The following is a 24,086-nucleotide window of genomic DNA, read 5'->3' on the forward strand; positions in this document are numbered from 1 at the left end:
CTTGTTGGTGCCAAGTGCTGCGGCACAGGTCGGTCGGCTGCCTGCCTTCCATCGCGTATCGCGAATCGCTTCCTCCCTCACTCCATCACAATCACCGACCGAATCACGTCCCCCGTTTCCATCAGGTGGAAGGCGTCCTCCACGTCGTTCAGCGTGATCCTCTGCGTGACCATGCGGTCCAGTTCGAGCTGCTTCTTCAGGTAGAGGTCCGCCAGAAGCGGGAAATCGAACGAGGGCAGGGTGTCGCCTGCGTGGCAGACCCTCAGGCCCGCCTTGTTCCAATACACGCCGGTCGCCATGTCGCCCAGGTTCAGGTTCACCGCGTCCGCCGCGGCCGGGAAGCCGATGGTGGTCGCCGTGCCGCCGTAGGAGAGCATCTTGATCGCCTGCTCGGTGCAAAGCGGAACGCCCGTGGCCTCGAAGGCGAACTCCACGCCGCCGTCCCAACCGTCGTCGGTAAGCGCTCGGACCTGCGCGACCGCGTCACCCTCTTTGGCGTTCACCAGGTGCGTCGCCCCAAAGTCCCTGGCCCAGCCGAGCTTGACCGGGTTCACGTCCACGCCGATGATCTGCCTCGCGCCGGCCAGCTTCGCGCCCTGGATCACCGAGAGTCCCACACCGCCGCAGCCGATGACGGCCACCCGCGAGCCGCGAAAAACGGGCGTGGTGTTCAGGGTCGCGCCGACCCCGGTGACCACGCCGCAGGCGATCAGGCAGGCGCGGTCGAGGGGCATGTCCTTGGGCATCTTGATGGCGGCCTTGGCGTGCACCACCGTGTGCGTGGCGAAGGTGCCGCAGCGCAGGACCTGGCTGCACTGCGCGCCGTCATTGGCGCGCTTGATGCGGGGTCCCGGGCGCAACGCCATATAGCAGCGCCGGGGGTCGCCGCGCAGGCAGGCGGGGCACTTTTCGCAGGGGGCGCGGTAGGCGATGACCACGGGGTCGCCCTTCTCCAGCGTCGTCACGCCCTCGCCGACCTCTTCGACCCAGCCCGCGCCCTCGTGGCCCAGCACGATGGGGAACTGCATCCCGTTGCCGTTCAGCATCTTCACGGTGAGGTCCGTGTGGCAGACGCCGCTGGCGGCCAAGCGGATCAGGACCTCGTTCGGCCCTGGGGAATCAATGGTGATGTCGCGCACGACGGCGGGAGCGCCGGGAGTCTCGAGCAGAACGGCCTTGCCCTGTGTTGCCATGGGCGTATTATGGGCACAGGCAACGTCCCCAGGCACGCCTTGTTCTTGAAAGCGAGATTCACCTTTCAGGCGCTGTGCGAAGCACGCCCCATAGCGACTCTACTGAGCTGAGCTCATCGGCCCATCCCCTGATCAGCGCCCGATCGCGCCCTGAAAGTTCCATCGAAGGCAACCCGAGAAACTGAATTTTGAGCTCGGCAGGATCATACATTGCAGTGTCGATGAACTCGCCGCGGAGCGCTCTCTCAGAAAGGCCCACCAACCCAGCCTGAAACTCCAGTATCCGACAGCACAAGTACTCAAACGCCTCTGATTCAGGCATCTCCGGGGAAGGCCCCGAGGCCTCGGCAATGGCTGCACGAAGGTCCGCTTCTTGGCTCAAATACTTGTACCCAAATGTAATGATCTTTCCTTGCTGAGTGTAAATGCCGAATCCCTTACCCTTAACAGAGATCTATGGGCCCTGGGTGCCATCCGGCAAGCCACCCTCCGGGTGGGGATACCTTCAACTCCTGGAACGGGGTGCCTTCCCGATAATCGGGATGCTCTTGGAGTAATCTCCCAAACTGCACACAACCCAATCATACTGAATGCTCCTAGCGAAACGGCCTCAAATGGTTTCAACCGGGCACCTGTCCACCTCGAACGGCCACGGAGGGAGGCACTCGTAGAATCGGTAGGAAGACCAGGGCCATTCGTCCGGCCTCTCACAGAGCCCTCTGGCAACTGGGTTGCCATGGATGTAGGCGATGCAGGCATAGGTGGAGTTCGAGCTCCACAGATTCCGGTCGTAGCCCTTGCCCTCCTGCCAGAACCGGGCCCCAACCCTGGCTTTCTCCACGATTCGAAGCTCGTGCAGCATGGAAGTGTCGTTCTGCCGAAGCCAGGAAAGGGCCCGGAAAGCAGACTTCTGCCTGAAGCTCGAACGTATTCTCTCGATCGAATAGGACTCCTGATTCGGCTTGAGCAGTAGATGCAGGTGCTCCGGCATCAACACGTAGGCCCAGACTTGAAGGTCAAACTCACTCCTGACCTCATCCAGCACATCGAGCATAGTCCTTCGGACCTCGTCGTGCTGGATCAATGGAAGTCTCTTGAAGCAGGAAAGAGTGAGCTCGTGGGCATGCCGAGGTTCGTTCCAGTCCACCCTCTGGCCAAGCTCTCTCACCACGGCTGGATGTTGCTTTCTCATCAAGGAGCAACTCCAATAGCACCACCCATGAAGGGTGGAGGCACCCACCTACTTCCCATCAAAGGGTATTCCCACTCGTCACTACTCCAGTTGACAAACGCCACTCCCAAGCGCCTCGTCTAGATGAGCTCCCCATAGCAACCCACCCTTCCTCAATATCGCCATGCCTAAAGTACTGGATTTCCCGAAGTGGAGAAGTATTTGGAGGATTTCGAGGACGCGTGGTCCATCCTTGCCTGCCGAAAACGCGGTGGCAAGCTCAGCCCCATCACTTCGGATACCGAAAGTGCCCGGTGATCTTCCAGGTGGTCAGGCAGTCCTCTTCCTTCGGGGTCCAGAGGTTGTGGATGACGAACGGGATGCCGCTGGGGTTCTTCTTGTCCGTGACGATCCCGCAGTGATCCAGTCCGCTTTCGAGCTTCCAGGTGACCACATCGCCGGGCTTCCACCAGCCGATGCTTGGCGGGGAGGTGTCCTTCGTGAGCGTGAGGCCGTGTCGCTTGAAGAAGACCATCTGGTTCGGCACGCGGCGGTGGTCAATGCTCGCGTCCGCGCCCTGCTGGCCCGGGTACTTCGGATAGGCGCCCGGCGCTTTCAGCTTGTCCGCGTGGATCAGCTTCTGAAGGTCGTAGCCCGCTTTCCTGAGGGCCCGAATCACGACGTCTGTGCACACGCCCTTGTCCTTCGGCACGTCGCCACCGGGGTAGCGGATCTTGACGTAGCCGGGGCTGTAGGTGGTCCCCCAAGTGAGCTGCTCCCTGGCGCCAATGACGATCTGCTGTGCGGCCGTTGGGCGGTTGCTTTGGGCACCGCTCATTGCCACGAAACAGACCGCCGCATAGATCACGGGAGCATTCTATCCGGCGGTCTTGTTCGCCCACGTCGCGACTGGACCAAATCGCGTTCTCAATGCTATTCCAGGCGCCAGCCCGGAGCTTTCTCGCAAAGGCGCAAAGAATCGCAAAGGAACGCAGAGGAACGACTGTGAGGACTCGGAGGAACGTTATTCCGAATGAGCAAATCCTTATTCGCTATTCGTCAATCGTCAATCGCAAATCGTAAATCCCTCTACCCCTCCGCCAGCTTGCCCTTCGACTCCAGTGTGCGCTGGATCAGGATGAACGCCAGCAGCAGTGCGCCGATGAAGATCTTGGTCCACCAAGAGTTGAGCGTGCCCTGAAAGGTGATGGCGGTCTGGATGATCCCGAGGATCAAGACTCCCAGGAACGTGCCGAACACCGAGCCATAACCACCGCTCAGAAGGGTGCCGCCGATGACCACCGCCGCGATGACGTCGAGCTCCATCCCGACGCCCGAAATCGGGTTTCCGCTGCCGAGGGCGATCGAATACAGCAGCCCTCCCAGCGCCGCACAGAGGCCCGATAGGGCATAGACCTTCACAGTGGTGGAGCGCACCGGCAGCCCCATCAAATGCGCCGAGGCCGCGCTGCCGCCCAGGGCATACACAGTCCGCCCAAACCGCGATTGCCGCGCCACCAGGATGCCGGTAACGAGCACGGCGAGAAACACCAAACTCACCAGTGGGAGCTTGCCGTCGCCTGGCATTCGGATCGCGAAATCGGTCCAAGACTTGAACATAGGGTCGCGGATGCTGATGGCGTCGTTGCTCACGATCAGCGCTAGGCCCCGGCAGAGGAACAATCCGGAAAGCGTGACCAGAAACGGCGCCAGCTTGAACTTGGCGACCAGCAACCCCTGCAACACTCCGAGCGCGAGACCGAGCGCCAGTACCACCAGGCAAGCAAAGACCGCCGACTGGTGGGCGCGCTCCATCAGGTGGGCCGCCAGGATGCCCGCGAAGCCCGCCATCGCTCCTACGCTCAGGTCGATCCCGCCGGTCAGGATCACAAACGTCATTCCGACCGCGATCACGCCGAGGTAGGCATTTTCCGAGATCAGGTCCAGCGCGACCCGAACCGAAGCGAACCCAGGGAACTGCCACGCGCAGACCCCATAAAGAAGGAGGCACACGGCGAACGTGGCCAACACCGGGTTGCGCCGAAAGTCGAACCGCATCAGGCCCTCGCCCCCTTGAGCTTGCCCCGCAGTTCTGGAGATTGAAGCAGGCAAACCGCGACCACGACAAGCGCCTTGACGACGTAGGTCAGGTCGGCGGAGACGCCGCGCGTGTTGATGGTGGTCGTCAGGGCCTGCATCAGAAGCGCGCCCAGGATCGATCCGGCAAGGTTGAATCGCCCCCCAGCCAGCGACGTGCCCCCGATAGCCACTGAGAGGATGGCGTCGAGCTCGAGATAGAGGCCGCTTGCGTTGGCGTCGGCGGCCTTGATGTCTGCGGCTGCCACGACCCCCGCGATGCCCGCTCCAAGGGCGCAGGCCACATAAGCAAAGCCGATGATCTGCCGGGTCGAAACGCCTGCGATCCGTGCGGCGGTCTCATTGCTTCCGGTAGCTTCCACCATCAGTCCGAGGGCGGTCCGGCGCACCAAGAGAATGACGAGGCCCACGAATCCAAGCGCGATCCAAACTGGATTGGGAACCAGAAGGCTGGCGCCCGATCCCAGGGCGATCAGGCTGGGATTGTCGAAGTTGATGATCTGTCCGCTGGTCAGGAGTTGTGCTGCGCCTCGCCCCGCTACCATGAGCAGCAGCGTCGCCACAATCGGCTGAATCTTGAATCGGCCCACGAGCAAGGCGTTCCATAGCCCGCACAGCACCGCCGCGGCCAGTCCCGCCAAGACAGCGGCAGGCATGGTCTGGGGCAGATGGAGCGAGGTGATCAGGCTCCCCTCGGGCCGGGCGATGACGCACGCGGCCACCGCGCCTCCGATTGCCATGACCGCCCCAACCGAGAGGTCCACGCCGCCCGTGGCGATGACCAGCGTCATTCCAGCCGCCAAAAGGAGCACCGGCACGGCGCGGTTCAAGATGTCGATCAGGCTGCCGAAGAGCCGCCCATCTTGGATGCCGATCGAGAAGAAATCGGGCGTCAGGAGCAAATTGAATCCGAGCACCAACAGGATGCCGAGCACGGGCCAAATCAGGGGGGAGCGCCTCAGTCCGGGCCCCCCGACGCCAGCGCCTGCATGACCGACGCCTCGTTCACTTCAGCGCCCTCCAATTGGGCGCAGAGCCTGCGCTCACGAAAAACATACACGGGGTTCGAAACGCGCACGACTTCCGGGATCTCCGAGGAAACGAACACGAACGCCATCCCCTGGCCCCTGAGCCGCTCGATTTCCGACATGATCTCAAACTTGGCGCCCACGTCGATGCCGCGGGTGGGCTCATCGAGAAGGAGAAGCTTGGGGTCGGCAATCAGCCAGCGGGCAAGCAGCGCCTTCTGTTGGTTGCCGCCGCTGAGCTCCTGGATGGGCTTCGCCGAATCCGGCGTGGCGATGCGAAGTTGGGCGATCATGCCGTCGACCAGGGCCTGGCGCTGCTTGCGCCCGATGGGCCGGAACCAGCCGCGCTTGGCCTGAACTGCAAGCAAGATGTTCTCTGCGACGCTGAGTTCCGGCAGGATGCCCTGCGCCTTGCGATCCTCGGGGCAGAGCCCAAGGCCCTGCCGGATCGCCGATCGGATCGAGGATCGACGGCCGAGGGAGATATGGCCGGTAGTGGGCCGGTCGATTCCGTAGAGCAGACGAACGGTCTCGGTTCTGCCGGAGCCCAGAAGACCCGCGAAGCCGACGGTCTGTCCGGCCCTCACCTCAAGCGTCACGCCCTGTACGCTCTTATCGCGCCCCAAACCCGACGCTGAAAGGAGGACCTCACCCGAGGTGGAAGTCCGCTTCTCGGAGGCCGAGGTCTCGAATTCGGCGGGGTCGCGACCGGTCATCGCGCCAACAAGCCGCAAGCGGCCGAGCGCCAGCGGGGTCTCCTCGACCACCTTCTTGCCGTTACGAAGCACCGTAATCCGGTCGCAGACCTCATAGACCTGGTCGAGGAAGTGGGTCACAAACACGATCCCCATGCCTTCGTCGCGGAGCGAGCGCATCACCTCGAACAGGCGCTCGACCTCATGCCGATCGAGGCTCGAAGTGGGCTCATCGAGGATCAGAACCTTGGCGTTGACGTCGAGAGCCCTTGCGATCGCGGCTAACTGCTGAATAGCGGTGGAGCAAGAGCCTATCGGTTCCTTCACATCGATTTCAGTCCCCACACGCTTCAGCGCAAATGCTGCGCGCTCGCGGACTTCGCCCCAACGAATCCCTAACGGCCCACGCGGTTCGCGCCCCAGGCAGATGTTCTCCGCGACCGAAAGGTTCGGCGCGAGATTGAGCTCCTGGTACACCGTGCTGATGCCGAGCCGGACCGCGTGAGAGGGCGAGGCCGGGTGGACCTCGTTCCCTTCGAGCAGGATCGCTCCGGAATCGAAGCTCTGCGCGCCGGTGATCCCCTTGATGAGCGTGGATTTGCCGGCTCCGTTCTCACCGAGTAGGGCGTGAATCTCGCCTGCTCGGACCGTGAAGTCCACGCCGTCCAGCGCCAGCAGGCCCGGGAAGCGTTTCGTTACTTCCCGCGCCTGCAAGACGGGCTGGGTCTGGTCCGCCATAGGTTGTTAATCGTCCTGGGTCAGGACCCGCCACTCGTGGACGCCCACCGACCAGCGTGGCTGCAGCTTCATGACTAGGCGGATGGCTTTGGTCTTCACGACAGGGAACGACACCTTGATCCAGCGATCCAGGTCCTTGGAGTAGCCATCCGACGCGATCGGCTTCCAGCTTGCGCCGTCTTGGACCTCGATGTGCCACTCGGCCGGTGGACGGCACTCGCCAAAGCCTGTGTCATCGAACCAGTAAAGCTCCACGCCGTTCACGTTTTCAGCCTCCGAAAACGTGTACTGCACCCACTCGCTCGTGCCCTTATGGGGCCAAAAGTGGCAAAGCTGGCCGGGATGCTTGTTCGACCCTGCAATCTCCTTGCCGTCGTTGATCGCTGACGGATCGGCATTTCCGCTGGTGAAGGAGAGCGTGACCCTGGCATTCCGCTCCGGCCCACCAGGCACTTCGACGGGAGGCGCGCCCCGCAGCCAGACCGCCATCGCGCCGGCCTTGCGGTTGTCCCAGGCGTAGTAGGGGATCGCCTTGATCGGCACCTGCTTGGGCGCCTGGAGGTTCTGATAGAGCTTGCCGCGCCATGACGATTCCGGGGCCATGCGAGCGTTGCCCTGAAGCACGGTCACACCGCCGAGGATCGGCTCTGACTTCGGCGCCAGGGCCGCATCGAGCGGCATGTAGATCTTGTCGAAGTCCACGGGGTTGTCCACGCCTTCTAGGCAGTAAAGGAGTGGCCCGCGCTGAAGGGCGAACATTCCGGAGACGTCCTTGGCATTGGGGTTGGCCGATACCCGCTGAACGCTCATCGGGAAGGTGATGGTGAACTTATCGCCGTTCTTCCACGCCCGCCCCAGTTCGATGTAGCCGTTTCGGACCTTGGGCTGAAGCCGCTTGCCGTTCATTTGCGCCTGCCATCCCGTCGCCCAGGAGGGGACCCGCACGTTCAGACCGGGGGTCCTACCTTTGGCGGTAGGAACCAGGAGGATCGTGCCGCCCCAAGGATAGGTCGTCACCACTTTCGCCGAGATTCGGTTGCCCGGCGAGAGGTCGGTGCTCACCGAACCGTTGGCAAACAGATTCACATAAAGCGCGTCGCTGGACTTGGCATACATATAGCTGCCGATGCTCGCGATGGTGCGCGTGACGTTCGGCGGGCAGCAGGCGCATCCGAACCACTCAGAGCGGTGGTGGCCGCCTCGGCTGGCGAGGGGGTTGGTGTAATAGAAGTGCGTACCCTCCAGCGAGACACCAGCGAGAAACCCATTGTAGAGCGAGCGTTCGACGTAGTCCCAATAGGTGGCGTCGGCTTCGAGCAGACCCATCCGGTGGTTCCACATCGCCATCGCAACCGACGCGCAGGTTTCTTGGTAGGCTGAATGGGTGGGCAGGTCGTAGTCCACGGTAAAGCCTTCATTGCTTCCCGAGGGCCCGATTCCGCCGGTCACAAACATCCTCTTGAAGGCGGTGTTGCGCCAGACCTTGCCGAGCATGGGCTTCAGGGTTTGGTCTCCCGAATAGCGCGCGTAGTCTGCCGCGCCGCTGAGCAGATAGGCCGCACGGACCGCGTGGCCCTTGATCTCTTTGTGGTCGCGCAGGGGCACGTCGTCCTGCCAGTAGGTGCCGTCGAACCGATCCTTCGGGATGTGCTTCTCATCGGCAAAGAACCGGATGCCCCGGTTGTTCAGGAAGAAGGCCGAGAGATCGAAATAACGCTGTTGCCCGGTGACCCTCCAGAGCTTGAAGAGGGCTTGCTCGATCTCAGGGTGGCCCGGATAGCCCATTCGCTTGCCTGGCCCATCGCCAAAGGTCGCGCAGAGGAGATCGGCGAACTTCGTAGCGACGTTCAGGAGGTTCTTCTTGCCGGTGGCGCGGTAATGGGCAGCGGCCGCTTCGAAGAGGTGGCCCGCGCAGTAGAGTTCGTGGTTGTCGGCGAGGTTGGTGAAGCGCTTGTCGAGGCCATTGATGATGTAGTAGGTGTTCAGATAGCCGTCGGGCTGCTGGGCGGCGGCGATGCGAGCAATGATGCTGTCCACCCGCCTGTCGAGCGCAGGATCGTTTTGTTCATCGAGCGCATAGGCAGCCGCTTCAAGGCACTTGTACACGTCGGAATCGTTGAAGACGTAGCCTTCGTATCCGGACTTTGCCCCTTTGGCGGCCAGGTCGAAGTTCCTCATCCGCCCCGTCTTTTCGCATTGCTCGAACGTGTGCGGGATCGAGATCAGGCGGTTTGTCTTCTGCCTGGGAGCCCAAAAGGCGTCCTCGATCTTGACGTCGGTGAAGGGAACTTCGGAGAGTCCGTGGATGGGCGTTTGCACCAGATTCAATGCCAAGCCGAGCGAAAGAAGTGTCACCATACGCAACCTCACGGGTCTGCCCTAAGACCCAGGCTCATTATAACGAAGGGTCGGGCTAGCGGGCGCGGCGGAGAGTGTAGGGGTTGAGGAGATTAGGAGACGAGGAGATTAAGGGATGAAGAGATGAGGGGATGATGAGGTGATCGGGCTCCTATCTCCTTATCTCTTCATCTCCTCATCCCCTCAAGCCCCCCCTCAGTACTTCCGCGTAGGCAGCACCTTGGCAGCGTTCGTCGCGTCGAAAAGGTCGTCCTTGATGATCGTTCGCTTCTCCAGCGGCTTCTTGGCCATAAGGGCGTCGATCGCGTCGAAGAGGAACGGGCCAAGGAGCGGGTTGCACTCCACGCTGCAGTTCAGCTTGCCGTCCACGATGGCTTGAAGCGCATCGCGGATGCCGTCGATCGAGACGACCATGATGTCCTTGCCCGGCTTCTTGCCAGCCTCTTCGATGGCCTGGATCGCGCCGATCGCCATGTCGTCGTTATGGGCGAAGAGCACGTTGATCTTGGCCCCGTCGGGACTTTTGAGCAAGGCCTCCATCACCTGCTTTCCGTTCGCGCGCTTGAAGTCGCCGGTCTGCGAGAACACGATCTTCATGCCCGGGTTCTTGGCGAGCACCTCTTCAAAGCCCTTCTTGCGGTCGTTCGCGGGGGCGCTGCCAGGGGTACCGGTGAGTTCGGCGATGACCGCCTTGCCACCCGTGGCCTTGGCGAGCCATTCAGCCGCGCGTCGGCCCTCTTCGATGAAGTCGCTGCCGAGGAAAGTTACATAAAGGTCGTCAGGCACATCTGGACGGCGATCCGAGACGACGACAGGAATCCCGGCTTCCTTGGCTTCCTTCAGGACAGGCTCCCAACCGGCTTCGACGACCGGCGAGAAGGCGATGACGTCCACTTTCTGAGCGATGAAGCTCTTGATCGCCTTGATCTGATTCTCTTGCTTCTGCTGGGCGTCCACGAACTTAAGGTCGATCCCACGGGCCTTGGCTTCCGACTGGATCGACTCCGTATTGGCGGTGCGCCAAGCGCTCTCCGCTCCGATCTGCGAAAAGCCCACGACCAGCTTCTTCTTCTCGCCTCCGCCTGCATCGGCCCCGCCGCCTGCGGCGCCCGAATCCGTTCCTCCACCCGAGCCACAGCCCACCAGGGCGAGTGCCAAAACCGTCGCGCCGAAAGCGCCTTTCCAAGAGATCTTCATCATGGTTACTCCGTGCCCCGAGTGTAGCACCGGCACCTTGCAGGCGTCACAATGCTCCTGTGGATGCGCTGGAACTGCTAAGGGACCTTGTTTTGCTGCCCGGACCCCCAGGGCAGGAGGAGGCCGTGCGGGCCTATCTTCAGGCACGGCTGTCCGAATTGGGTCTGGCCGGAAATGTGGACGCGAAGGGCAACCTGGAGGTCCGCTTCGGCAAGGGTCGGCCGCGGGTCGTGGTCACAGCCCACATGGACGAGATCGCGATGATCGTGAGGGGCCTAGAGTGGGACGGCAGCCTGCGCGTCGGCCCTTTGGGCGGCATGGACCCGTGGAAGGTGGGCGAAGGACCCGTATCCATCCTGACTTCGTCGGGGCCGGTCAACGGAGTTTTGGCTTTTGGCGGTATCCACACTGCCGACCCTGCCAGCACCGTCGAGCAGGCCGAAGCCGGGCCATTGAAGTGGGAGATGGCGCGCGTGTTGACGGGACTCGGCTCCGCGGACGATGTCGCGGCGATGGGTATTCGTCCGGGGACCCGCGTCGTGCTCGCCGAAGATCGGAGGAAGCTCTGGTCCGTGGGAGACCTCGTCTCTGGGCCGTTCCTAGACGACCGTGCCGATCTAGTCTCCTGGCTTCTGGCTCTCGAAGGGTTGAAAGGGTTCGAAGGAGAGGTTGCGTTTTTGGCGTCCGCAAGCGAGGAGGTTGGGGGCGAGGGTGCGCTTTACTACCTGCATGGGCACCGGCCGGAAGTCTGCATCGCGCTGGAACTCGGCCCGAACGTCTCTGATGCGCCTGTGGAGATCAGCGACCAGCCGACGGTGTGGGCGACCGACTCTTTCGCGACGATGACGGCGTCCGATGGCGACTTGCTGGCCAATCTCGGGCTTGACCTGGAGATGGACCTTCAGTTTCAGGCGCTCTCTCGGGGCGGCAGCGACGCCAGTTGCGCGGCGAGCCACGGCCTTTGCGCGCGCCCTATCACGCTGGGACTCCCGATGGAGAATAGCCACGGGTTCGAGATGATCCACCCGGGAAGCATGGACAACCTTGCCGGGCTGACGGCGGCATTGGTAAAGCGGCTCCTGAACTAGTGTCCTCACGCGACAATTGGCGCCGTATGTCGGACGCCGGCGGAACGCAGACATCCTTGTCTGCACCCCGGTCCGCGAGCATCCTTGCTCGCGACACAGGAGAACTGAATTGACGCCCTAGGTTCATCACCATGGTCGGACTTAAGTTCTGGATGCCTTCCAAGTGCGCCCCTTGCCATGCCACTGAGCTTCAACTCTCTGCACGTTTCCCGTAGTCCCGGTTGCGGCTTCCTCTATAATCCCTTCATGTCGAAGTCGACCCTTTTGTTCGGCCGCATCCACTTTGCCCTCGCAGCGGCCACCGGCGTCCTGCTCGCCACAGCCTTCACTTGGCCGCAGGACCAAGCCGCCAAGCCGGTGTTCGCCGATGGGCAGGCGCAGGTGGTTCCGGCGTTCGCCAAGTCGGAGGATTGGGTTCGTGAGCGCCTCTGGGTTGAGACCGAGTTCGATTCCGACAAAGACGGCAAGAAGGACCGCGTCCATGTGGACGTCACGCGCCAGAAGCAGACCGACACCGAAGGGCTGAAGGTGCCCGTGATCTATGAGTCCTCGCCCTACTTCGCCGGGACAGCCGGAGGCGGTTCGATCCTATGGGACGTCCACCAGGAGCTCGGCGAGGACCCGCCACCAAGGACGGCGCACCCCGACGTTCCGTTCAACCCCAACCGCACTTCCGTCTCCAATGGGCTCACCTCGACATGGGTTCCTCGAGGGTTTGCGGTCGTCCACTCCGAAGCGCCGGGAACCGGTCTCTCAACCGGCAGCCCGACGGTCGGTGGCCCTGCTGAGAGGCTGGCGCCGAAGGCGGTCATCGACTGGCTGAACGGGCGAGCCAAGGGCTTCACGACGGTGGACGGAACGGTGCAGGTGGTTGCCAAGTGGTGCACCGGCAAGGTGGGTATGACGGGCACCTCGTATAACGGCACGATTCCGGTCGCCGCGGCGACCACGGGCGTGCAAGGGCTCGAGTGCATCATCCCCGTCGCGCCGAACACCTCTTACTATCACTATTACCGCTCCAACGGGCTCATCCGGCATCCGGGCGGCTGGCTTGGCGAGGACATCGATTCGCTGTACGACTTCATCAACAGCGGCAACCCGGCAGGGCGCGCGAATAGCAACGCCCTCTACCGGGACGGTGAGTTTGCCAGGGGCCGCGACCGGAAGTTCGGCGACTACAACGCGTTTTGGGCTGAGCGCGACCTCTTGCCCTATGCGAAAAACATCAAGTGCGCGGTGCTGATGGCCCACGCGTTCAACGACTGGAACGTGGTGCCAGAGCACAGCGTTCGCATCAGCCAGGCCATCAAAGGGAAGGTGCCGCTGGTTCAGTACTTCCATCAAGGCGGCCATGGCGGCAACCCCCCATTCGAGCTGATGAACAAGTGGTTTTCAAAGTTCCTTTATGGCGTGCAGAACGGCATCGAGAACGGCCCCAAGGCGTTCATCGTCCGCGAGCGGGCGCCCGGTGCGCCGCGCGGCGGCGCCCAGGAGCCGACGGCCTATGCCGACTATCCCAATCCGCGGGCGGTTTCCGTTGCCTTCTCGCTTTCGAAGGGAGGCAACGCAGTAGGTGGGCTATCTCTTTCGGCTTCGACGAAACAGGGCACAGAGACGCTCACCGATGACGTTTCCTTCGATGCCCCTTCGCTGGCGAAGGCACCTTCCTCTCCCAACCGCCTCCTCTACGCCACTCCGGAGCTTTCCCAGTCCCTGCATCTTTCGGGGACCGTTCAGGCCACCATTCGGCTGGCGTCCAACGTGCCTGCGGCGAACCTCTCGGTGTATCTGGTTCAACTTCCTTGGACGGATGGGCCAATCGGGACGTCCAACCTCATCACACGCGGGTGGGCCGACCCTCAGAACGCCAAAGCGCTCACGAAGGGCGGGGACTTCCACTCGATGGAGCGCGGGCAACCCTTGAAGCCGGGCGAATTCGTGACGCTGACCTTCGACCTTCAGCCTGACGACCAGATCATTCCCGCAGGCAAGAGGATCGGACTGATGATCCTCTCCAGCGACCGCGACTTCACGCTTTGGCCCAAGCCTGGCGCAAAGCTGACGGTCGACCTCGATAGGACGTCGGTCAAGATCCCCATTGTTGGCGGAGCAGGGGCCTACGCCAAAGCGACAGGGAATGACTGAGAAAGAGGATTGGCGTCCGGAGGCGCTTCGTTAAGGCCATTCGGTCCCCTCACCCGGTTCGCTGACGCTCCCCGATGGAACCGGGGCAGGCACGGACCTCTCCCCAGCGGGGAGAGGTGGCCTCTAGATGGAACGGTATGACGGCGTTCCTCCCCAGCCCAGCCGATGACAGCGATGATTCGGGGCGCCACCCGTTTGTTTGGTGCGCCAAGAGGTCAGGAGCGTCCAGCCACTGAACAACCCATTGGGCGCCGGCATGGCGTCGCCGATGTGTCCGGAGCGATCTGTCACCCAAGTGTCCGGTAGGGGCAGAAGAGCGAAATGGCGACCCCGGAGGGATTCGAACCCCCGACGCCCTCCTTAGGACGGAGGCGCTCTATCCTCTGAGCTACGGGGCCGCGCTGCATAAAGGTACCCGCAACGCATCGGTAACTCAACGCGCGCGCAAAGGGCTCACGAGGTTTCCTTAACGAGCGACAAGACCTGTCGGAACCGCAAGTGCTGGGCCGAACCGAGCCATTCATAGACCGCCGACTCGCTATGAACCAGGACCGCCCCGGCCCGCTCCATCCGACGGAGCCCTAGTTCATGCCGATCTTGGGACCGCGCCCCAGTTGCGTCCGAAACGACGAACACACGATGGCCCATCCTGAGCAGGTCGAGGACGGTCTGCAGAACGCAAATGTGGGTCTCTATGCCGGCAATCACGAGTTGCTTCGGCGCCAACGCGACGAGCTCGGCCTGAAGTGCGGCGCACCCACAGCAAGAGAAGGTCATCTTGGGAAGTGGCCCGCGTTCCAGGTGGATCCGCAGCTCGGGGACCGTCTCCCCCAAGCGCGAGGGGTTCTGCTCTGTCGCCATAACAGGAATACCGAGTTCTTTTGCCGCGCGGCACAGGAACTGCGCCTTTCGAACCATCTCAACCCCTCCGTGGATCTCGGGGACAAGGCTGGGCTGGACGTCGATCAGGAGGATTGCAGTACCTTCAGCGGAGCAGAGCTCGGGTTCCACAGTGAGGATTATGGAGCTTTGAACCCCTCGTTGAATTGACGTATCGCGCACAAGTGAGTAGAATAGGAAAGCTCAAGGGACTGAGCGCCTCGCGTTTCCGTCCCAGTTACGGAGGTTCGAATTAGGATGAAGCGACTGCAAGGGCTCATTTCGGTTGGTGCGCTGGCTCTGATGACGGGTTCGGCCATGGCTCAGATCGAAAACTTCGATCCCACACCCTACAACTTCTCATTCCGCTTTGGCATCGTGATGCCCGGCACTGACCCCCTTCGCGAAATCGAGAACAATTGGCTCTCGATCGGCATCGACTACACCTTCTCCAAACAATACGTCAAGGGTTCTGAGACCTACCTATCGATCGATTGGATCGGCAAGTCAGGGTCGGGCGAGAAGGGAAGCTACTGGCCGATTCTCGTGAACCAGAAGTTCTTCACCGCCGGCCAAGAAGACGCCCGAACGTATATCACAGTTGGCGTTGGCGTGGTGAACTTCAACGTGTCTTCGTCGGATACGGTGTTCGGTGGCAGGCTCGGCTTTGGCGTCGAACTCAGCCGACAGATCTTCGCGGAAGCGAGTTACTTCGCCAGCGATGCGGCGAAGGGCGGCCTTCGGGCGCAGAGCTTTGGCGCCTATATCGGCTACCGATTCTAGTTTGTTCGGCCTATCGAAGCCAGCTTCGATTGGCCGAATCGCATTGGATTCCACTATCGTCTGTACTTGTTGCTATTACGGAGAAAAAACATGAAAAAGCTATCCTTGCTGGTCGCGGCTGCTGCAGGGCTTGCCGGCCTTTCGAGCGCGCAAAATATGCCGATCTCGTTCGCCCTTAGGGGTGGCGGGGCCCTGGCGCAGGATTCGGAGCTTCAGGCTGCCGAAAACACCTGGGCCTCCGCCGGGCTCGATATTGGCCTTGGGGCTTCCGGTCTCTTCCCGGACGCCACGTCCTACATATCGTTCGACTGGCTTCGACGTAGCGGAAAATCCGACAACGTCTACATTCTGTGCTTCAACCAGCGGTTCTATGGCGGGATGACCTCGAACGCGGACCAGCGCATCTACCTGATCGGCGGCTTGGGAATGGCCAAGTTCGACATCGGAAGCGTGGACGACAACGTTGTCGCCGGCCGCGCGGGCGTGGGCATGGAGTTCACGAAGTTCTTCTATGGCGAGGCGATCCTGAACCTGAGCGCCAAGGGAGACGGCGGATTCAGGACCAACAGCTTCTGCTTCTACTTCGGCTTTAAGCTGTAGTTCGTTCGATCTTAGGATCGAATGGAACCGGGCGGCAAGGTATACCTTGCCCCCCGGTTTTTCCTTGTGAACTTTAAATCCTGGCGGAGCGGGTGGGATTCGAACCCACGGCCCGGCTCAACACCGAGTACGCGATTTCCAGTCGCGCTCCTTCGACCACTCGGACACCACTCCGCAGAAGCTCATTATGACCCATCGGGCAGGGCCTCGGCACCCTGGTCCAATAGGGCAGAGGCGGCTTCGTCTTGGGCGCGTACGCGAACCGGTACGCCCGCCTTTAGCGCCAGGCCAGCGATCGTTTGCATCGTGCCAGAGGGCCGAATGAACGCGAAGTCGATCCGGTCGCTGAGCGACGCGATCAGCCGGTCCCTCATCCAGTTGTAGGGTCTCCCATACCCCGATTCCGGGCTCGCAGGCGTCGCCACCAGGTCCGTCGTGGGGTCGAACTTGTAGCGCCACAGGCGCGCCGCCGCAAAGGGCTCCTCCGACAAGGTCTCTCCCAGGGCTGGGATGAGCCCCCGATCGAGGCAAAGGATGCGCGGAGAGCCCCACCGGAGGGGAACGACCGCCGCACGCATGTACTCGGCACGGTTGTGGCCAGTCACCAGGATTTCGGAGTTCAGCACCCCGCTTTCGGCCAGTCGTTCGATGCGGTTGAGCGCCTCCGAGTCTCCGTGGTTGGAGCTTAAGACGGAGAACGTTCTGCCCTCAAGGAGCCGCATGTTGCCATAGAAGAATAGCGCCGCAGGCGCATCAGGATCGAAGCGCTCGACGCGCGCCGGATAGTGGGGGTCTACGGCCGTTACCACCTGGACCTTGTACGTTTCCAGCCGTTGAAGGAGGCCAAGTGCGTGGTCCCGAACGCCCGGGGCAGGGTTAGCGATCTTGCGTGCCACCGCTTCGCTTAAACCGAGCTCCTCGCGCAGCGCTGCTACAGAGAGAGTCGTTGCAGAATCCGGCGAAATCCCAAGCAGGTCCATGCGTAGTAGCGCCTTTCGAACCGACCTAGCGCCGACCCCGGGCAGCAGCGACAGATAAAGCGCGTAGCGTCTGCGCGTCCAGGTCATGGCCAACCCGCCGCTGACCTCGCCGCGCCCAACAGGATCGAAACCGCCTTTTCGCCGGAGCGCTGCATCTCGTCCACCACCTCTTCGTGCGAGAGCGCGGCGCCGATTAGGCCGCAGGCGAAATTCGTCGAGACGGCAAGGCACGCGTAAGGAACGCCGGCTTCTTGCATGGCGATGGCCTCGGATGCAGCCGTCATTCCGACCACGTCGCCGCCAAGCTCTCTGTAGAGTGAGACTTCCTTCGGCGTCTCGTAGCGGGGTCCATTGCCGTTCACATATACCCCTCCATCAATTACGTCGATGGAGAGGTCCATTGCGCTCTGCAGCATCGCGCTGCGGGCCCTGGGGTCGAAGGGATGTGAGAAATCGGTATGCCTCACCTCCCGGTCGAAAAGAGTCAAGTTTCGGCCGGTGAGGTCCAAAAAATCGGAACAGACCGAAAAGCTGCCGACAGGCCAATCCGCGCGCAGAGAACCCACTGCAGCGCTGCCAAAACAGGCCCTTGCGCCAAGCGCCTTGATGCCGAGCGCCAACGCTCGGTAGTTCACCAAGTGGGGCGGCGTCGCGTGGCCCGTGGAATGCCGCTGCACCACGGCGATGGTGGCTTTCTCGACCTCGATGAGCTTTCCACGCATGAGCCCAAACGGGGTTGGCACATGAATGGGCGCGCCTGGCCGTTGGGCCAGGCGCGAACCGATTCCTGTTCCACCAATGATCGCAGCGTCGACCCTCATCTTGGCGGATTATAGCTTTGAAACCCGCTCGCCGACGCGCGCCGCTGAATTCGCCGGTAGACTCCTGGCCATGACGCTCAGGGAGGTGCTGCACGCACACATCCCCGTGCTGACTGAGATCAGCACGGTGCGCGACGCCGTCGACAAGATGGACATCTACCAGTTCTCGGCCCTGGCGGTTGTGGATGAGCGCGGCAAGCCCATTGGGGTCGTAACCGAAGGAGACCTATGCCGCAGCGCCTCCAAGCGCGACAGCCTGGCCGACATGATGCAGGAACCTGCATACGTCCATGGGACGGCCGAGCCCGAGGTCGCCTCCGCAGAAATGGAGATCGGCGATGCCTTTCACCGCATGCTGATGAGCGGCCTGACGCTGCTACCCGTCGTGGAGGGAGAGAGGCTTCTGGGCGTGGTGCTGCGCGTGGACCTGATGCAGGCGCTGATGGCCGACAGATCTGGATAGGGGAGGTTGAGAACGGTTTGGCCCAGGCGTCCCGTCTGGGCAGCTTAGGCTCAGGGACTGTAGGAGCCATCTCATAGACCTGCAAGACGCTATCGGAGGAACTGAGGTACAAAGGAACGAAGGGACGCGTAACCGCAGCCCCAGGTCTTTAGCCTGGGACCAGCATTTGTGAGAGAGCTTGTTGTTTCACAAAGCCTATACGGCAGTACTCAACGGTCCTTTCAGGAGTGCCGCGCTTGGCGGCCATCGGGCGCTTCGAAGCAGTCGTCCAGCCTGGGCGGTAGAATTCATACCGATGTCCGAGCGCGTCACAGCCCCGTTGTTCCGTTCGATGAAGGCCTCTGGGCGCAAGATCGTTGTGGTCACGGCCTATGACGCGTGCACCGCCGGCCTCGCCGAGGCCGCCGGAGTCGACGCGATCTTGGTGGGGGACTCCGTCGGAAACGTGGCGTTGGGGATGCCCACGACGCTTCAAATGAGCCTCGAGGCGATGGTCCACCACACGGCTGCTGCGGCGCGAGGTACAAGCCGTTGCCTTTTGATAGCCGACATGCCCTTTGGCTCCTATCAGGCGTCGGATGCGCATGCCGTCGAATCCGCCGTTGCGCTTGTGAAGGCCGGCGCAGAAGCGGTCAAAGTGGAGGGCGCCTACGACGATAGGGTGCGCGCGATTCTGCGCGCGGGAATTCCCGTCATGGGGCACCTCGGGCTCACTCCCCAGAGCATTCACGCGTTTGGCGGCCACAAAGTTCAGGGCAAAGGGGACGATGCGGCGGCCATTTTGAAGGCCGCGCGATCGCTGGAGCAGGCAGGGGTGTTCGGCCTGGTGCTTGAACTCGTGCCTGGACAGTTGGCCGAGGAGGTCACGCGAGCCGTCAGCTGCCCCACCATCGGAATTGGCGCTGGTAAGGAGTGCGACGGCCAGGTTCAGGTTTTCCACGACGTAGTTGGATTGACGCGGCGTACGTACAAGCACGCCCACGCCTTCTGTAAGGGCTGGGACGTCTTCGAATCTGCGCTTCAAGACTACGCGTCTTCAGTTCGCGACGGCCGGTTTCCCGGCCCTGAGAACACATTTTGAAGATCATTCGCCGCCTTGCGGACTATCCAGGTAATTCGGATGGCATTGTGGGGTTTGTGCCCACGATGGGTGCTCTTCACGAAGGGCATTTATCGCTGATGCGAACCGCGCGGTCAGAGTGCGATGTATTGGCCTCGTCCATCTTCGTAAATCCGCTGCAGTTCGGGCCTAGTGAGGACTTCTCCAGATACCCCCGACGAGAGGAGCAAGATTTTGAGCTTGCGCGAAGCGCCGGCGTGGACTTGATGCTTTGCCCCGAGCCTGACGAACTGACGCGCAGCCAGCAGACTACCGTGCATGTGTATGGTGTTTCTGAGCTATTCGAGGGCGCCTTCAGGCCGGGACATTTCGATGGCGTGGCTACGATTGTTGCGAAGCTCTTCAACATCGTTCGCCCCAACGCTGCGTTTTTCGGCGCTAAAGACCTTCAGCAATGTGCTGTCCTTCGAACGATGGTCCAGGATCTGAACTTTGGGATCAAGCTGAGGTTCCTGCCTACGGTCCGGGAATCTGACGGATTGGCGCTTTCCAGCAGGAACGCATACCTCAGCCCGCAGGAAAGGGAGCTTGCGCCACGGCTTTTTGCGACGCTTTGCGGAGTGGCCGAGAGCGCAAAGTCGAACGTCGGGAGCCTTGCTGAAGAGCTTCTTGTCCAAGCCAAGAACAGGCTCGATTCCTACGGCTTTGACGTGGACTACCTTGATGTGGTGGACTGGAATACCATGCGACCCACCAGGGTAGTCGACGAGTCGACGTGGCTCGTCGCAGCGGCGAGGCTCGGGACGACCAGGCTGATCGACTCAAAGTGGGTTTTGGAGCCATAGGGCGTTCCATTTAGCCGTGAAGACACACTTGCAATTACGTTACAGCAAAAAGTAAAGTGTGACTATTGGAGTTTGGAGGTCAGGTTATGTCCAAAACGGTAAAAAGTGTAAAGAATTCGCTCAAGTTCAAAGCAAACGTCAAGAGCGGTTTGCTTTCGGTCAAGGTCGGCATCAAGCGGTATGTGTTGCCGGTGCAAGTTCGCATGTTGAGCAACAGCTCTCACATCTTCCTTTCTTTTGCTGCTTCGTCTGAACTCTACAAGCTAAAGGACAAGCAGTTGGTCGCGATGAAGCCGGACGAAGACGCAACTGATGCGTTTGCCTCCCTGAATCCCGGACGAAAGCGAACGGGTCGCAGACGATCTGCGGGCGTGGAGCTTCCCGCAGCGCTGGCTGAGGCCGCGAAGAAGGTCCCAGCGGGCTATAAGCTCGGTTACGGCCCGGACGGCGAGCTTCGCCTCGTGAAGAAGCGCGTGCGCCGCAAGAAATAACGCCTGCTCACGCCGCCGAGCCAGTGCGGCCGGCTTCGCAGTAGTTTCCTTGGGGCTTCCCGGTGGTTGCACCAATAGGTCCAACTTCAGGAAGCCCCAAAACCTGTTCGCCAGGCGTCTACCTGTCGCCTTAAGTCCGATTGCGTGACACATCGCGGCAGTGATGGCGAAGCCGCGAATGGCGCATAGCATACGATTGAGCGCCCCTTCAGGGCCTATCATCGCACACGCAACGGGTTCCAGGGCTGCGCCATACGCTACCTTCTTTTGGGCCGTTGTGCCCCCAAGAGAGATTCCTGCGATTCACAAGTGGCCTCACAGCGGCCGGCGAGGTGCGCGCAGCTTGCCGGGGCAAGTAGAATCTCCCTTGCGCCGCCGTAGCTCAGAGGTAGAGCACCCGCCTTGTAAGCGGACGGTCGAGAGTTCGATTCTCTCCGGCGGCTCCAGGATTTGGATTTGGCAATGACCGAATCTGTTGTCAAGAACTCTCTGGCTAGTCCTCTCGACCTTTAGCCACAGGATGATCGGCGGTGGCACATTCACCGTATCTATAGCATAGGGTTCAGAGTAACACGCTTCGTAGCCATAGGCTGAAGGTTCGAGTCCTGAGTGGGGCGCCAAAGAGCAGCAAGTTCTGTCAGGCGCTCCAGTGGAGGGGTGAGCTGAGCGGCTACCGTGATTTCTCAGCCGGGCACGCGGTTGCGGGAGCCGTGGGTGAGACTTGCCCTCGGCTCCCGCAACAACGCAGCTCGACGGCTACTGCGCGGTGAGGAACGTTTTCGTCCCTCCCGCAGATACCAGGCTGTAGATGTTGAGCCCAACTTGGAACAACATGCGCTGGTCGTCGAGCGTGAAGCACGGAAGGAACGCACCGTCCGATCCTGGGATCAACTGTGCCGTCGCCGCTCCCCCTGGGTAGGAGACTCGATAGAGCCTCGAAGTGCGGTCAGCCTCTTGAAACGCGGTCACCAGGAAGGTGTCCTCGTTGCTGTTCGCCCATGCGGGCGGACCGTTGATGAAGTGGTCGTTCAAGATGCCGAAGGTGGCCGTTAGGTCGATCGAACCGGTTACTGCAATGCCTCCAGCCCCGTCCTGGCCCACGTCAAAGACCCAAAGGTGGTGGCGGTAGTCCCCGCCCGTGCCGATCGGGAAGGCGACGTTGGCGACGATCTTCGTGGCGGAGGCGGACCAGTCCCCGCCCCAGACGTGGTCTTGAGAGGTAAGGCGCTGCTTTTCTGTGCCGTCCGGGTTGATGACGAAGAGATCGTCCGCTGCGCCCCCCGTGCCCCCGTTCACCTGGTCCGCGAAGAGGATCTTGTATTGGCCGTCAGGCGCGGGTTTTGGCGACCACTTCGGGTTGATCGGCAGGGTTCCGACCGTGGCGATTTTGGTGAGGTTTTTGCCGTTGCTGTCGATCACCCAAAGGCCGGGCGCCCCATCGAGGTAGCTGCCAAACGCGATCTTCGTTCGGTCGGGCGAGAGGCTCGGCCGTGCGGAGTCCGTCACGTTGCGAAGGAGGCGAACCTTGTTGGACACCGTGTTGCCGCTGAGGTTCATGGTCCAAAGATTGCCTTGGCCGTTGTTGGTCCGCTCGATGTAGGCGACGTCGGGCAAGGGTGGTGTGGTCCCTCCGCCCTTTTGAGCTGACGTCGGGCTGGACGCGACCCCGAAGACCGTGCCAATCACGACGGCGTAGGCGAATACTTTGGCCGCTCTTTGATAGGTGCGGCCGCCGCTTGATGAAGAACCTGTGGTCATCTCATTTCTCCTTGCGCACCTCTCCTTTGGAAGACTCCGGAGAGCGGCGCTTGAAGGTAGAAGCGCAAAGCCGCCAGGTTCCCCCTCCCCCAAAATCAGTTCTCGCAATAAGACAAGGGGCGGGCCTGATGGCCCGCCCCCCTTACCCTAACTTCCGACAAGCCCTCTAGGGCAGTCCCAGTAGGTAGATCATCAGCTGCACCTCGGCGTACAGAGCGGACTTCTCGGCCCCGTCCACCATCCAGTCCTTGGGCGATGGGTCCCCGTCCAGCTTGTCGAGAAGAGCCGTCAACTCCGCAATCGCCTCCTGGCGGTTCCCCGACGCGACGAAGTTGGCCGCTTGCGTCAGCTTGTTGCTCAGCGCCGTGCGCTTGCCTGCTGCCGCGTTGGCGTTAGGCGCGTCGATCAGAGTCAGGCCGTAATTGAGCACCAGGGCCGCTTGCTCGCGAAGCTTGTTCTCGATCCAAGAACCTGGAACACCCGGCGTCAGCGGGGTGGGATCCAGCAGATCGCCAACGCCGTCGCCATCGGTATCCGGGTTGCAAGGCGAGGTTCCGAGAGCCACTTCCGCGCCGTCTGAAAGCCCATCGTCATCGGAGTCGGAATCCAACGGGCTCGGGCATCCCGATCCCTGCGCCATGTCCACCTCGGTGCCGTCGAGCAGGCCGTCGGCGTCGGTGTCTCCCATCAGCGGGTTGGTGTGATGGGCGTTCACCTCCGCTCCGTCGGTGAGGCCGTCGGCGTCGGTGTCTGACGCAAGAGGGTTGGTGTGGGTGGTGTTGACCTCAACGCCGTCCTGCAGCATGTCGCCATCGGTGTCGGCGCTGTTGGGGTTGGTGCCGAGCACGGCCTCCTGCGCGTTCGTGAGCCCATCGCCGTCTGCATCCGCGGGTATCGCCCTAACCGCCACACCATGGAAGGTGCCGGCTGCCACGGCGAGGAAACCGCTACCAGATGGAGGTGGGCCCTGCACATAGCCCCAAGCAACAATGGTTCCATCCTCGCGTACCGCAAAGCACTGGTATCCGCCTGCCGAAACGGCTTTGAAGCCCGTGCCGCTTGGGGTGCCAGACACTTTGCCGTAAGTGTCCTGGCCCCAGGCGACGAGGCTGCCGTCTGCCCTGATGGCGATGCTCATGTCTGCACCTGCAGCTACGCTGATGAAACCTGTCCCTGTCGGCGTGTTCGTGACAACCGGTCCGGAGGTCCCCCAAGAAGCCAAGCTGCCGTCCGACCTGAGAGCGACGCCGTGCCGAGTACCCGCTGCAACGGCTACGTAGTCGTTTCCGGGAGGAGGCAAAGGCCAGGTCAAATTGCCAAAGGCCACAAGGCTTCCGTCGGTTCTGATGGCATAGGCATTGTAATAGCCGGAAGCGACTGCGACATATCCCATGCCATCAGAGGTCTCAGGCGCGGGGTAGTAGGGCAGGTATCCCCACGAAACTAGGTGCCCGTCTGAGCGTATGGCCAAGCTGTGATCATGCCCGGCCGATACGGCAACGTACTCTCCGACCTGAGGCGTGCCTGAAACTTGGCCGACGCTGTTATTCCCCCATGAAGCGAGTGTGCCGTCTGACCTTAGTGCCACATTATGCTGCGAGCCAGCCGAAACAGCAACAAAGTTGGACCCTAATGGAGTTCCTGAGACTGTTCCGCGCGCATCGCTCCCCCAAGATACGAGGGAACCAGGGGCTTG

General features: G+C 61.7%; 21 protein-coding genes and 3 tRNA genes. 9 read left to right on the plus strand and 15 right to left on the minus strand.

The features are described 5' to 3' along the window. Nucleotides 1-77: 77 nt before the first annotated feature. From HZC36_00500 to HZC36_00535, 8 genes are all read right to left on the minus strand, one after another. Nucleotides 78-1,193: an alcohol dehydrogenase catalytic domain-containing protein gene (locus tag HZC36_00500; GenBank protein MBI5705452.1), complete on the minus strand. Its 1,116-nt coding sequence runs from the start codon at nt 1,191-1,193 to the stop codon at nt 78-80. Nucleotides 1,194-1,803: 610 nt separating this feature from the next. Next, nucleotides 1,804-2,385 carry a transposase gene (locus tag HZC36_00505; protein MBI5705453.1) on the minus strand — a complete coding sequence of 194 codons (582 nt, stop codon included), beginning with the start codon at nt 2,383-2,385 and terminating at the stop codon, nt 1,804-1,806. Nucleotides 2,386-2,653: 268 nt separating this feature from the next. Continuing rightward, the gene (locus HZC36_00510; GenBank protein MBI5705454.1) at nt 2,654-3,202 is read right to left on the minus strand and encodes a DUF1287 domain-containing protein; all 549 of its coding nucleotides are present in this window, start codon (nt 3,200-3,202) and stop codon (nt 2,654-2,656) included. 251 nt (nt 3,203-3,453) lie between these two features. Continuing rightward, nucleotides 3,454-4,422 (minus strand): sugar ABC transporter permease YjfF, encoded by a 969-nt coding sequence (gene yjfF / locus HZC36_00515; GenBank protein MBI5705455.1) that lies wholly within the window; start codon nt 4,420-4,422, stop codon nt 3,454-3,456. Then, nucleotides 4,422-5,396: an ABC transporter permease gene (locus HZC36_00520; protein MBI5705456.1), complete on the minus strand. Its 975-nt coding sequence runs from the start codon at nt 5,394-5,396 to the stop codon at nt 4,422-4,424. Before HZC36_00520 ends, yjfF begins: the two co-directional genes overlap by 1 nt. Before the next feature lie 23 nt (nt 5,397-5,419). Beyond that, nucleotides 5,420-6,922, minus strand: coding sequence for a sugar ABC transporter ATP-binding protein (locus HZC36_00525; GenBank protein ID MBI5705457.1), 1,503 nt, complete (start codon nt 6,920-6,922; stop codon nt 5,420-5,422). Nucleotides 6,923-6,928: 6 nt separating this feature from the next. Beyond that, nucleotides 6,929-9,280, minus strand: coding sequence for a glycoside hydrolase family 127 protein (locus tag HZC36_00530; GenBank protein MBI5705458.1), 2,352 nt, complete (start codon nt 9,278-9,280; stop codon nt 6,929-6,931). A 195-nt stretch (nt 9,281-9,475) separates the two neighbouring features. Next, nucleotides 9,476-10,477: an ABC transporter substrate-binding protein gene (locus HZC36_00535; GenBank protein ID MBI5705459.1), complete on the minus strand. Its 1,002-nt coding sequence runs from the start codon at nt 10,475-10,477 to the stop codon at nt 9,476-9,478. A gap of 59 nt (nt 10,478-10,536) precedes the next feature. On the opposite strand from HZC36_00535, the gene HZC36_00540 reads away from it, so the two are divergent. Together HZC36_00540 and HZC36_00545 are read left to right on the plus strand one after the other, a co-directional pair. Then, nucleotides 10,537-11,565: a hypothetical protein gene (locus HZC36_00540; GenBank protein MBI5705460.1), complete on the plus strand. Its 1,029-nt coding sequence runs from the start codon at nt 10,537-10,539 to the stop codon at nt 11,563-11,565. Nucleotides 11,566-11,811: 246 nt separating this feature from the next. Next, a complete protein-coding gene (locus HZC36_00545) occupies nt 11,812-13,710 on the plus strand; it encodes a Xaa-Pro dipeptidyl-peptidase (protein ID MBI5705461.1) in 1,899 nt (632 codons plus the stop codon). 322 nt (nt 13,711-14,032) lie between these two features. On the opposite strand, the gene HZC36_00550 is transcribed toward HZC36_00545, so the two are convergent. Then, nucleotides 14,033-14,108: transfer RNA gene (locus HZC36_00550), tRNA-Arg, on the minus strand. A gap of 55 nt (nt 14,109-14,163) precedes the next feature. Continuing rightward, on the minus strand, nt 14,164-14,721 hold the full coding sequence (locus HZC36_00555) for a hydrolase (GenBank protein ID MBI5705462.1): 558 nt from the start codon (nt 14,719-14,721) through the stop codon (nt 14,164-14,166). Nucleotides 14,722-14,847: 126 nt separating this feature from the next. Between HZC36_00555 and HZC36_00560 the strand changes: the two genes are divergently transcribed. Both HZC36_00560 and HZC36_00565 read left to right on the plus strand, forming a co-directional pair. After that, a complete protein-coding gene (locus HZC36_00560) occupies nt 14,848-15,372 on the plus strand; it encodes a hypothetical protein (GenBank protein ID MBI5705463.1) in 525 nt (174 codons plus the stop codon). Nucleotides 15,373-15,462: 90 nt separating this feature from the next. Continuing rightward, entirely contained in the window at nt 15,463-15,972 is a 510-nt protein-coding gene (locus tag HZC36_00565) for a hypothetical protein (protein MBI5705464.1), read from the plus strand. 81 nt (nt 15,973-16,053) lie between these two features. Here the strand turns inward: HZC36_00565 and HZC36_00570 are convergent. From HZC36_00570 to HZC36_00580, 3 genes are all read right to left on the minus strand, one after another. Next, a tRNA-Ser gene (locus HZC36_00570) sits at nt 16,054-16,146 on the minus strand. An 11-nt stretch (nt 16,147-16,157) separates the two neighbouring features. Beyond that, nucleotides 16,158-17,039: a hypothetical protein gene (locus tag HZC36_00575; GenBank protein ID MBI5705465.1), complete on the minus strand. Its 882-nt coding sequence runs from the start codon at nt 17,037-17,039 to the stop codon at nt 16,158-16,160. Then, nucleotides 17,036-17,773 carry an MTAP family purine nucleoside phosphorylase gene (locus HZC36_00580; GenBank protein ID MBI5705466.1) on the minus strand — a complete coding sequence of 246 codons (738 nt, stop codon included), beginning with the start codon at nt 17,771-17,773 and terminating at the stop codon, nt 17,036-17,038. Before HZC36_00580 ends, HZC36_00575 begins: the two co-directional genes overlap by 4 nt. A 70-nt stretch (nt 17,774-17,843) precedes the next feature. Here HZC36_00580 and HZC36_00585 point away from each other — a divergent pair, with 70 nt between their 5' ends. The 5 genes from HZC36_00585 to HZC36_00605 all read left to right on the plus strand — a co-directional run bounded on the left by HZC36_00585 (nt 17,844) and on the right by HZC36_00605 (nt 21,078). Next, nucleotides 17,844-18,236 (plus strand): CBS domain-containing protein, encoded by a 393-nt coding sequence (locus HZC36_00585; protein ID MBI5705467.1) that lies wholly within the window; start codon nt 17,844-17,846, stop codon nt 18,234-18,236. A 295-nt stretch (nt 18,237-18,531) separates the two neighbouring features. Next, on the plus strand, nt 18,532-19,317 hold the full coding sequence (gene panB, locus HZC36_00590; GenBank protein MBI5705468.1) for a 3-methyl-2-oxobutanoate hydroxymethyltransferase: 786 nt from the start codon (nt 18,532-18,534) through the stop codon (nt 19,315-19,317). 65 nt (nt 19,318-19,382) lie between these two features. Further along, on the plus strand, nt 19,383-20,141 hold the full coding sequence (locus HZC36_00595) for a pantoate--beta-alanine ligase (protein MBI5705469.1): 759 nt from the start codon (nt 19,383-19,385) through the stop codon (nt 20,139-20,141). A gap of 86 nt (nt 20,142-20,227) precedes the next feature. Continuing rightward, on the plus strand, nt 20,228-20,632 hold the full coding sequence (locus HZC36_00600; protein ID MBI5705470.1) for a hypothetical protein: 405 nt from the start codon (nt 20,228-20,230) through the stop codon (nt 20,630-20,632). Between the two features lie 371 nt (nt 20,633-21,003). After that, a tRNA-Thr gene (locus tag HZC36_00605) sits at nt 21,004-21,078 on the plus strand. Between the two features lie 310 nt (nt 21,079-21,388). On the opposite strand, the gene HZC36_00610 is transcribed toward HZC36_00605, so the two are convergent. Then, complete coding sequence (locus tag HZC36_00610) at nt 21,389-22,390, minus strand: hypothetical protein (GenBank protein MBI5705471.1); 1,002 nt, start codon at nt 22,388-22,390, stop codon at nt 21,389-21,391. 166 nt (nt 22,391-22,556) lie between these two features. After that, the gene (locus HZC36_00615; GenBank protein ID MBI5705472.1) at nt 22,557-23,978 is read right to left on the minus strand and encodes a hypothetical protein; all 1,422 of its coding nucleotides are present in this window, start codon (nt 23,976-23,978) and stop codon (nt 22,557-22,559) included. Nucleotides 23,979-24,086: the final 108 nt, after the last annotated feature.

The organism is Armatimonadota bacterium (assembly GCA_016223145.1).
Lineage (GTDB): Bacteria > Armatimonadota > Fimbriimonadia > Fimbriimonadales > Fimbriimonadaceae > Nitrosymbiomonas.

Coding starts and splice junctions, on each gene's coding strand:
- HZC36_00500 (MBI5705452.1), bottom strand. CDS start 1,193: ATGGCAACACAGGGCAAGGCCGTTCTGCTCGAGACTCCCGGCGCTCCC.
- HZC36_00505 (MBI5705453.1), bottom strand. CDS start 2,385: ATGAGAAAGCAACATCCAGCCGTGGTGAGAGAGCTTGGCCAGAGGGTG.
- HZC36_00510 (MBI5705454.1), bottom strand. CDS start 3,202: ATGAGCGGTGCCCAAAGCAACCGCCCAACGGCCGCACAGCAGATCGTC.
- yjfF (MBI5705455.1), bottom strand. CDS start 4,422: ATGCGGTTCGACTTTCGGCGCAACCCGGTGTTGGCCACGTTCGCCGTG.
- HZC36_00525 (MBI5705457.1), bottom strand. CDS start 6,922: ATGGCGGACCAGACCCAGCCCGTCTTGCAGGCGCGGGAAGTAACGAAA.
- HZC36_00530 (MBI5705458.1), bottom strand. CDS start 9,280: ATGGTGACACTTCTTTCGCTCGGCTTGGCATTGAATCTGGTGCAAACG.
- HZC36_00535 (MBI5705459.1), bottom strand. CDS start 10,477: ATGAAGATCTCTTGGAAAGGCGCTTTCGGCGCGACGGTTTTGGCACTC.
- HZC36_00545 (MBI5705461.1), top strand. CDS start 11,812: ATGTCGAAGTCGACCCTTTTGTTCGGCCGCATCCACTTTGCCCTCGCA.
- HZC36_00560 (MBI5705463.1), top strand. CDS start 14,848: ATGAAGCGACTGCAAGGGCTCATTTCGGTTGGTGCGCTGGCTCTGATG.
- HZC36_00565 (MBI5705464.1), top strand. CDS start 15,463: ATGAAAAAGCTATCCTTGCTGGTCGCGGCTGCTGCAGGGCTTGCCGGC.
- HZC36_00575 (MBI5705465.1), bottom strand. CDS start 17,039: ATGACCTGGACGCGCAGACGCTACGCGCTTTATCTGTCGCTGCTGCCC.
- HZC36_00580 (MBI5705466.1), bottom strand. CDS start 17,773: ATGAGGGTCGACGCTGCGATCATTGGTGGAACAGGAATCGGTTCGCGC.
- HZC36_00585 (MBI5705467.1), top strand. CDS start 17,844: ATGACGCTCAGGGAGGTGCTGCACGCACACATCCCCGTGCTGACTGAG.
- panB (MBI5705468.1), top strand. CDS start 18,532: ATGTCCGAGCGCGTCACAGCCCCGTTGTTCCGTTCGATGAAGGCCTCT.
- HZC36_00595 (MBI5705469.1), top strand. CDS start 19,383: ATGGGTGCTCTTCACGAAGGGCATTTATCGCTGATGCGAACCGCGCGG.
- HZC36_00600 (MBI5705470.1), top strand. CDS start 20,228: ATGTCCAAAACGGTAAAAAGTGTAAAGAATTCGCTCAAGTTCAAAGCA.
- HZC36_00610 (MBI5705471.1), bottom strand. CDS start 22,390: ATGACCACAGGTTCTTCATCAAGCGGCGGCCGCACCTATCAAAGAGCG.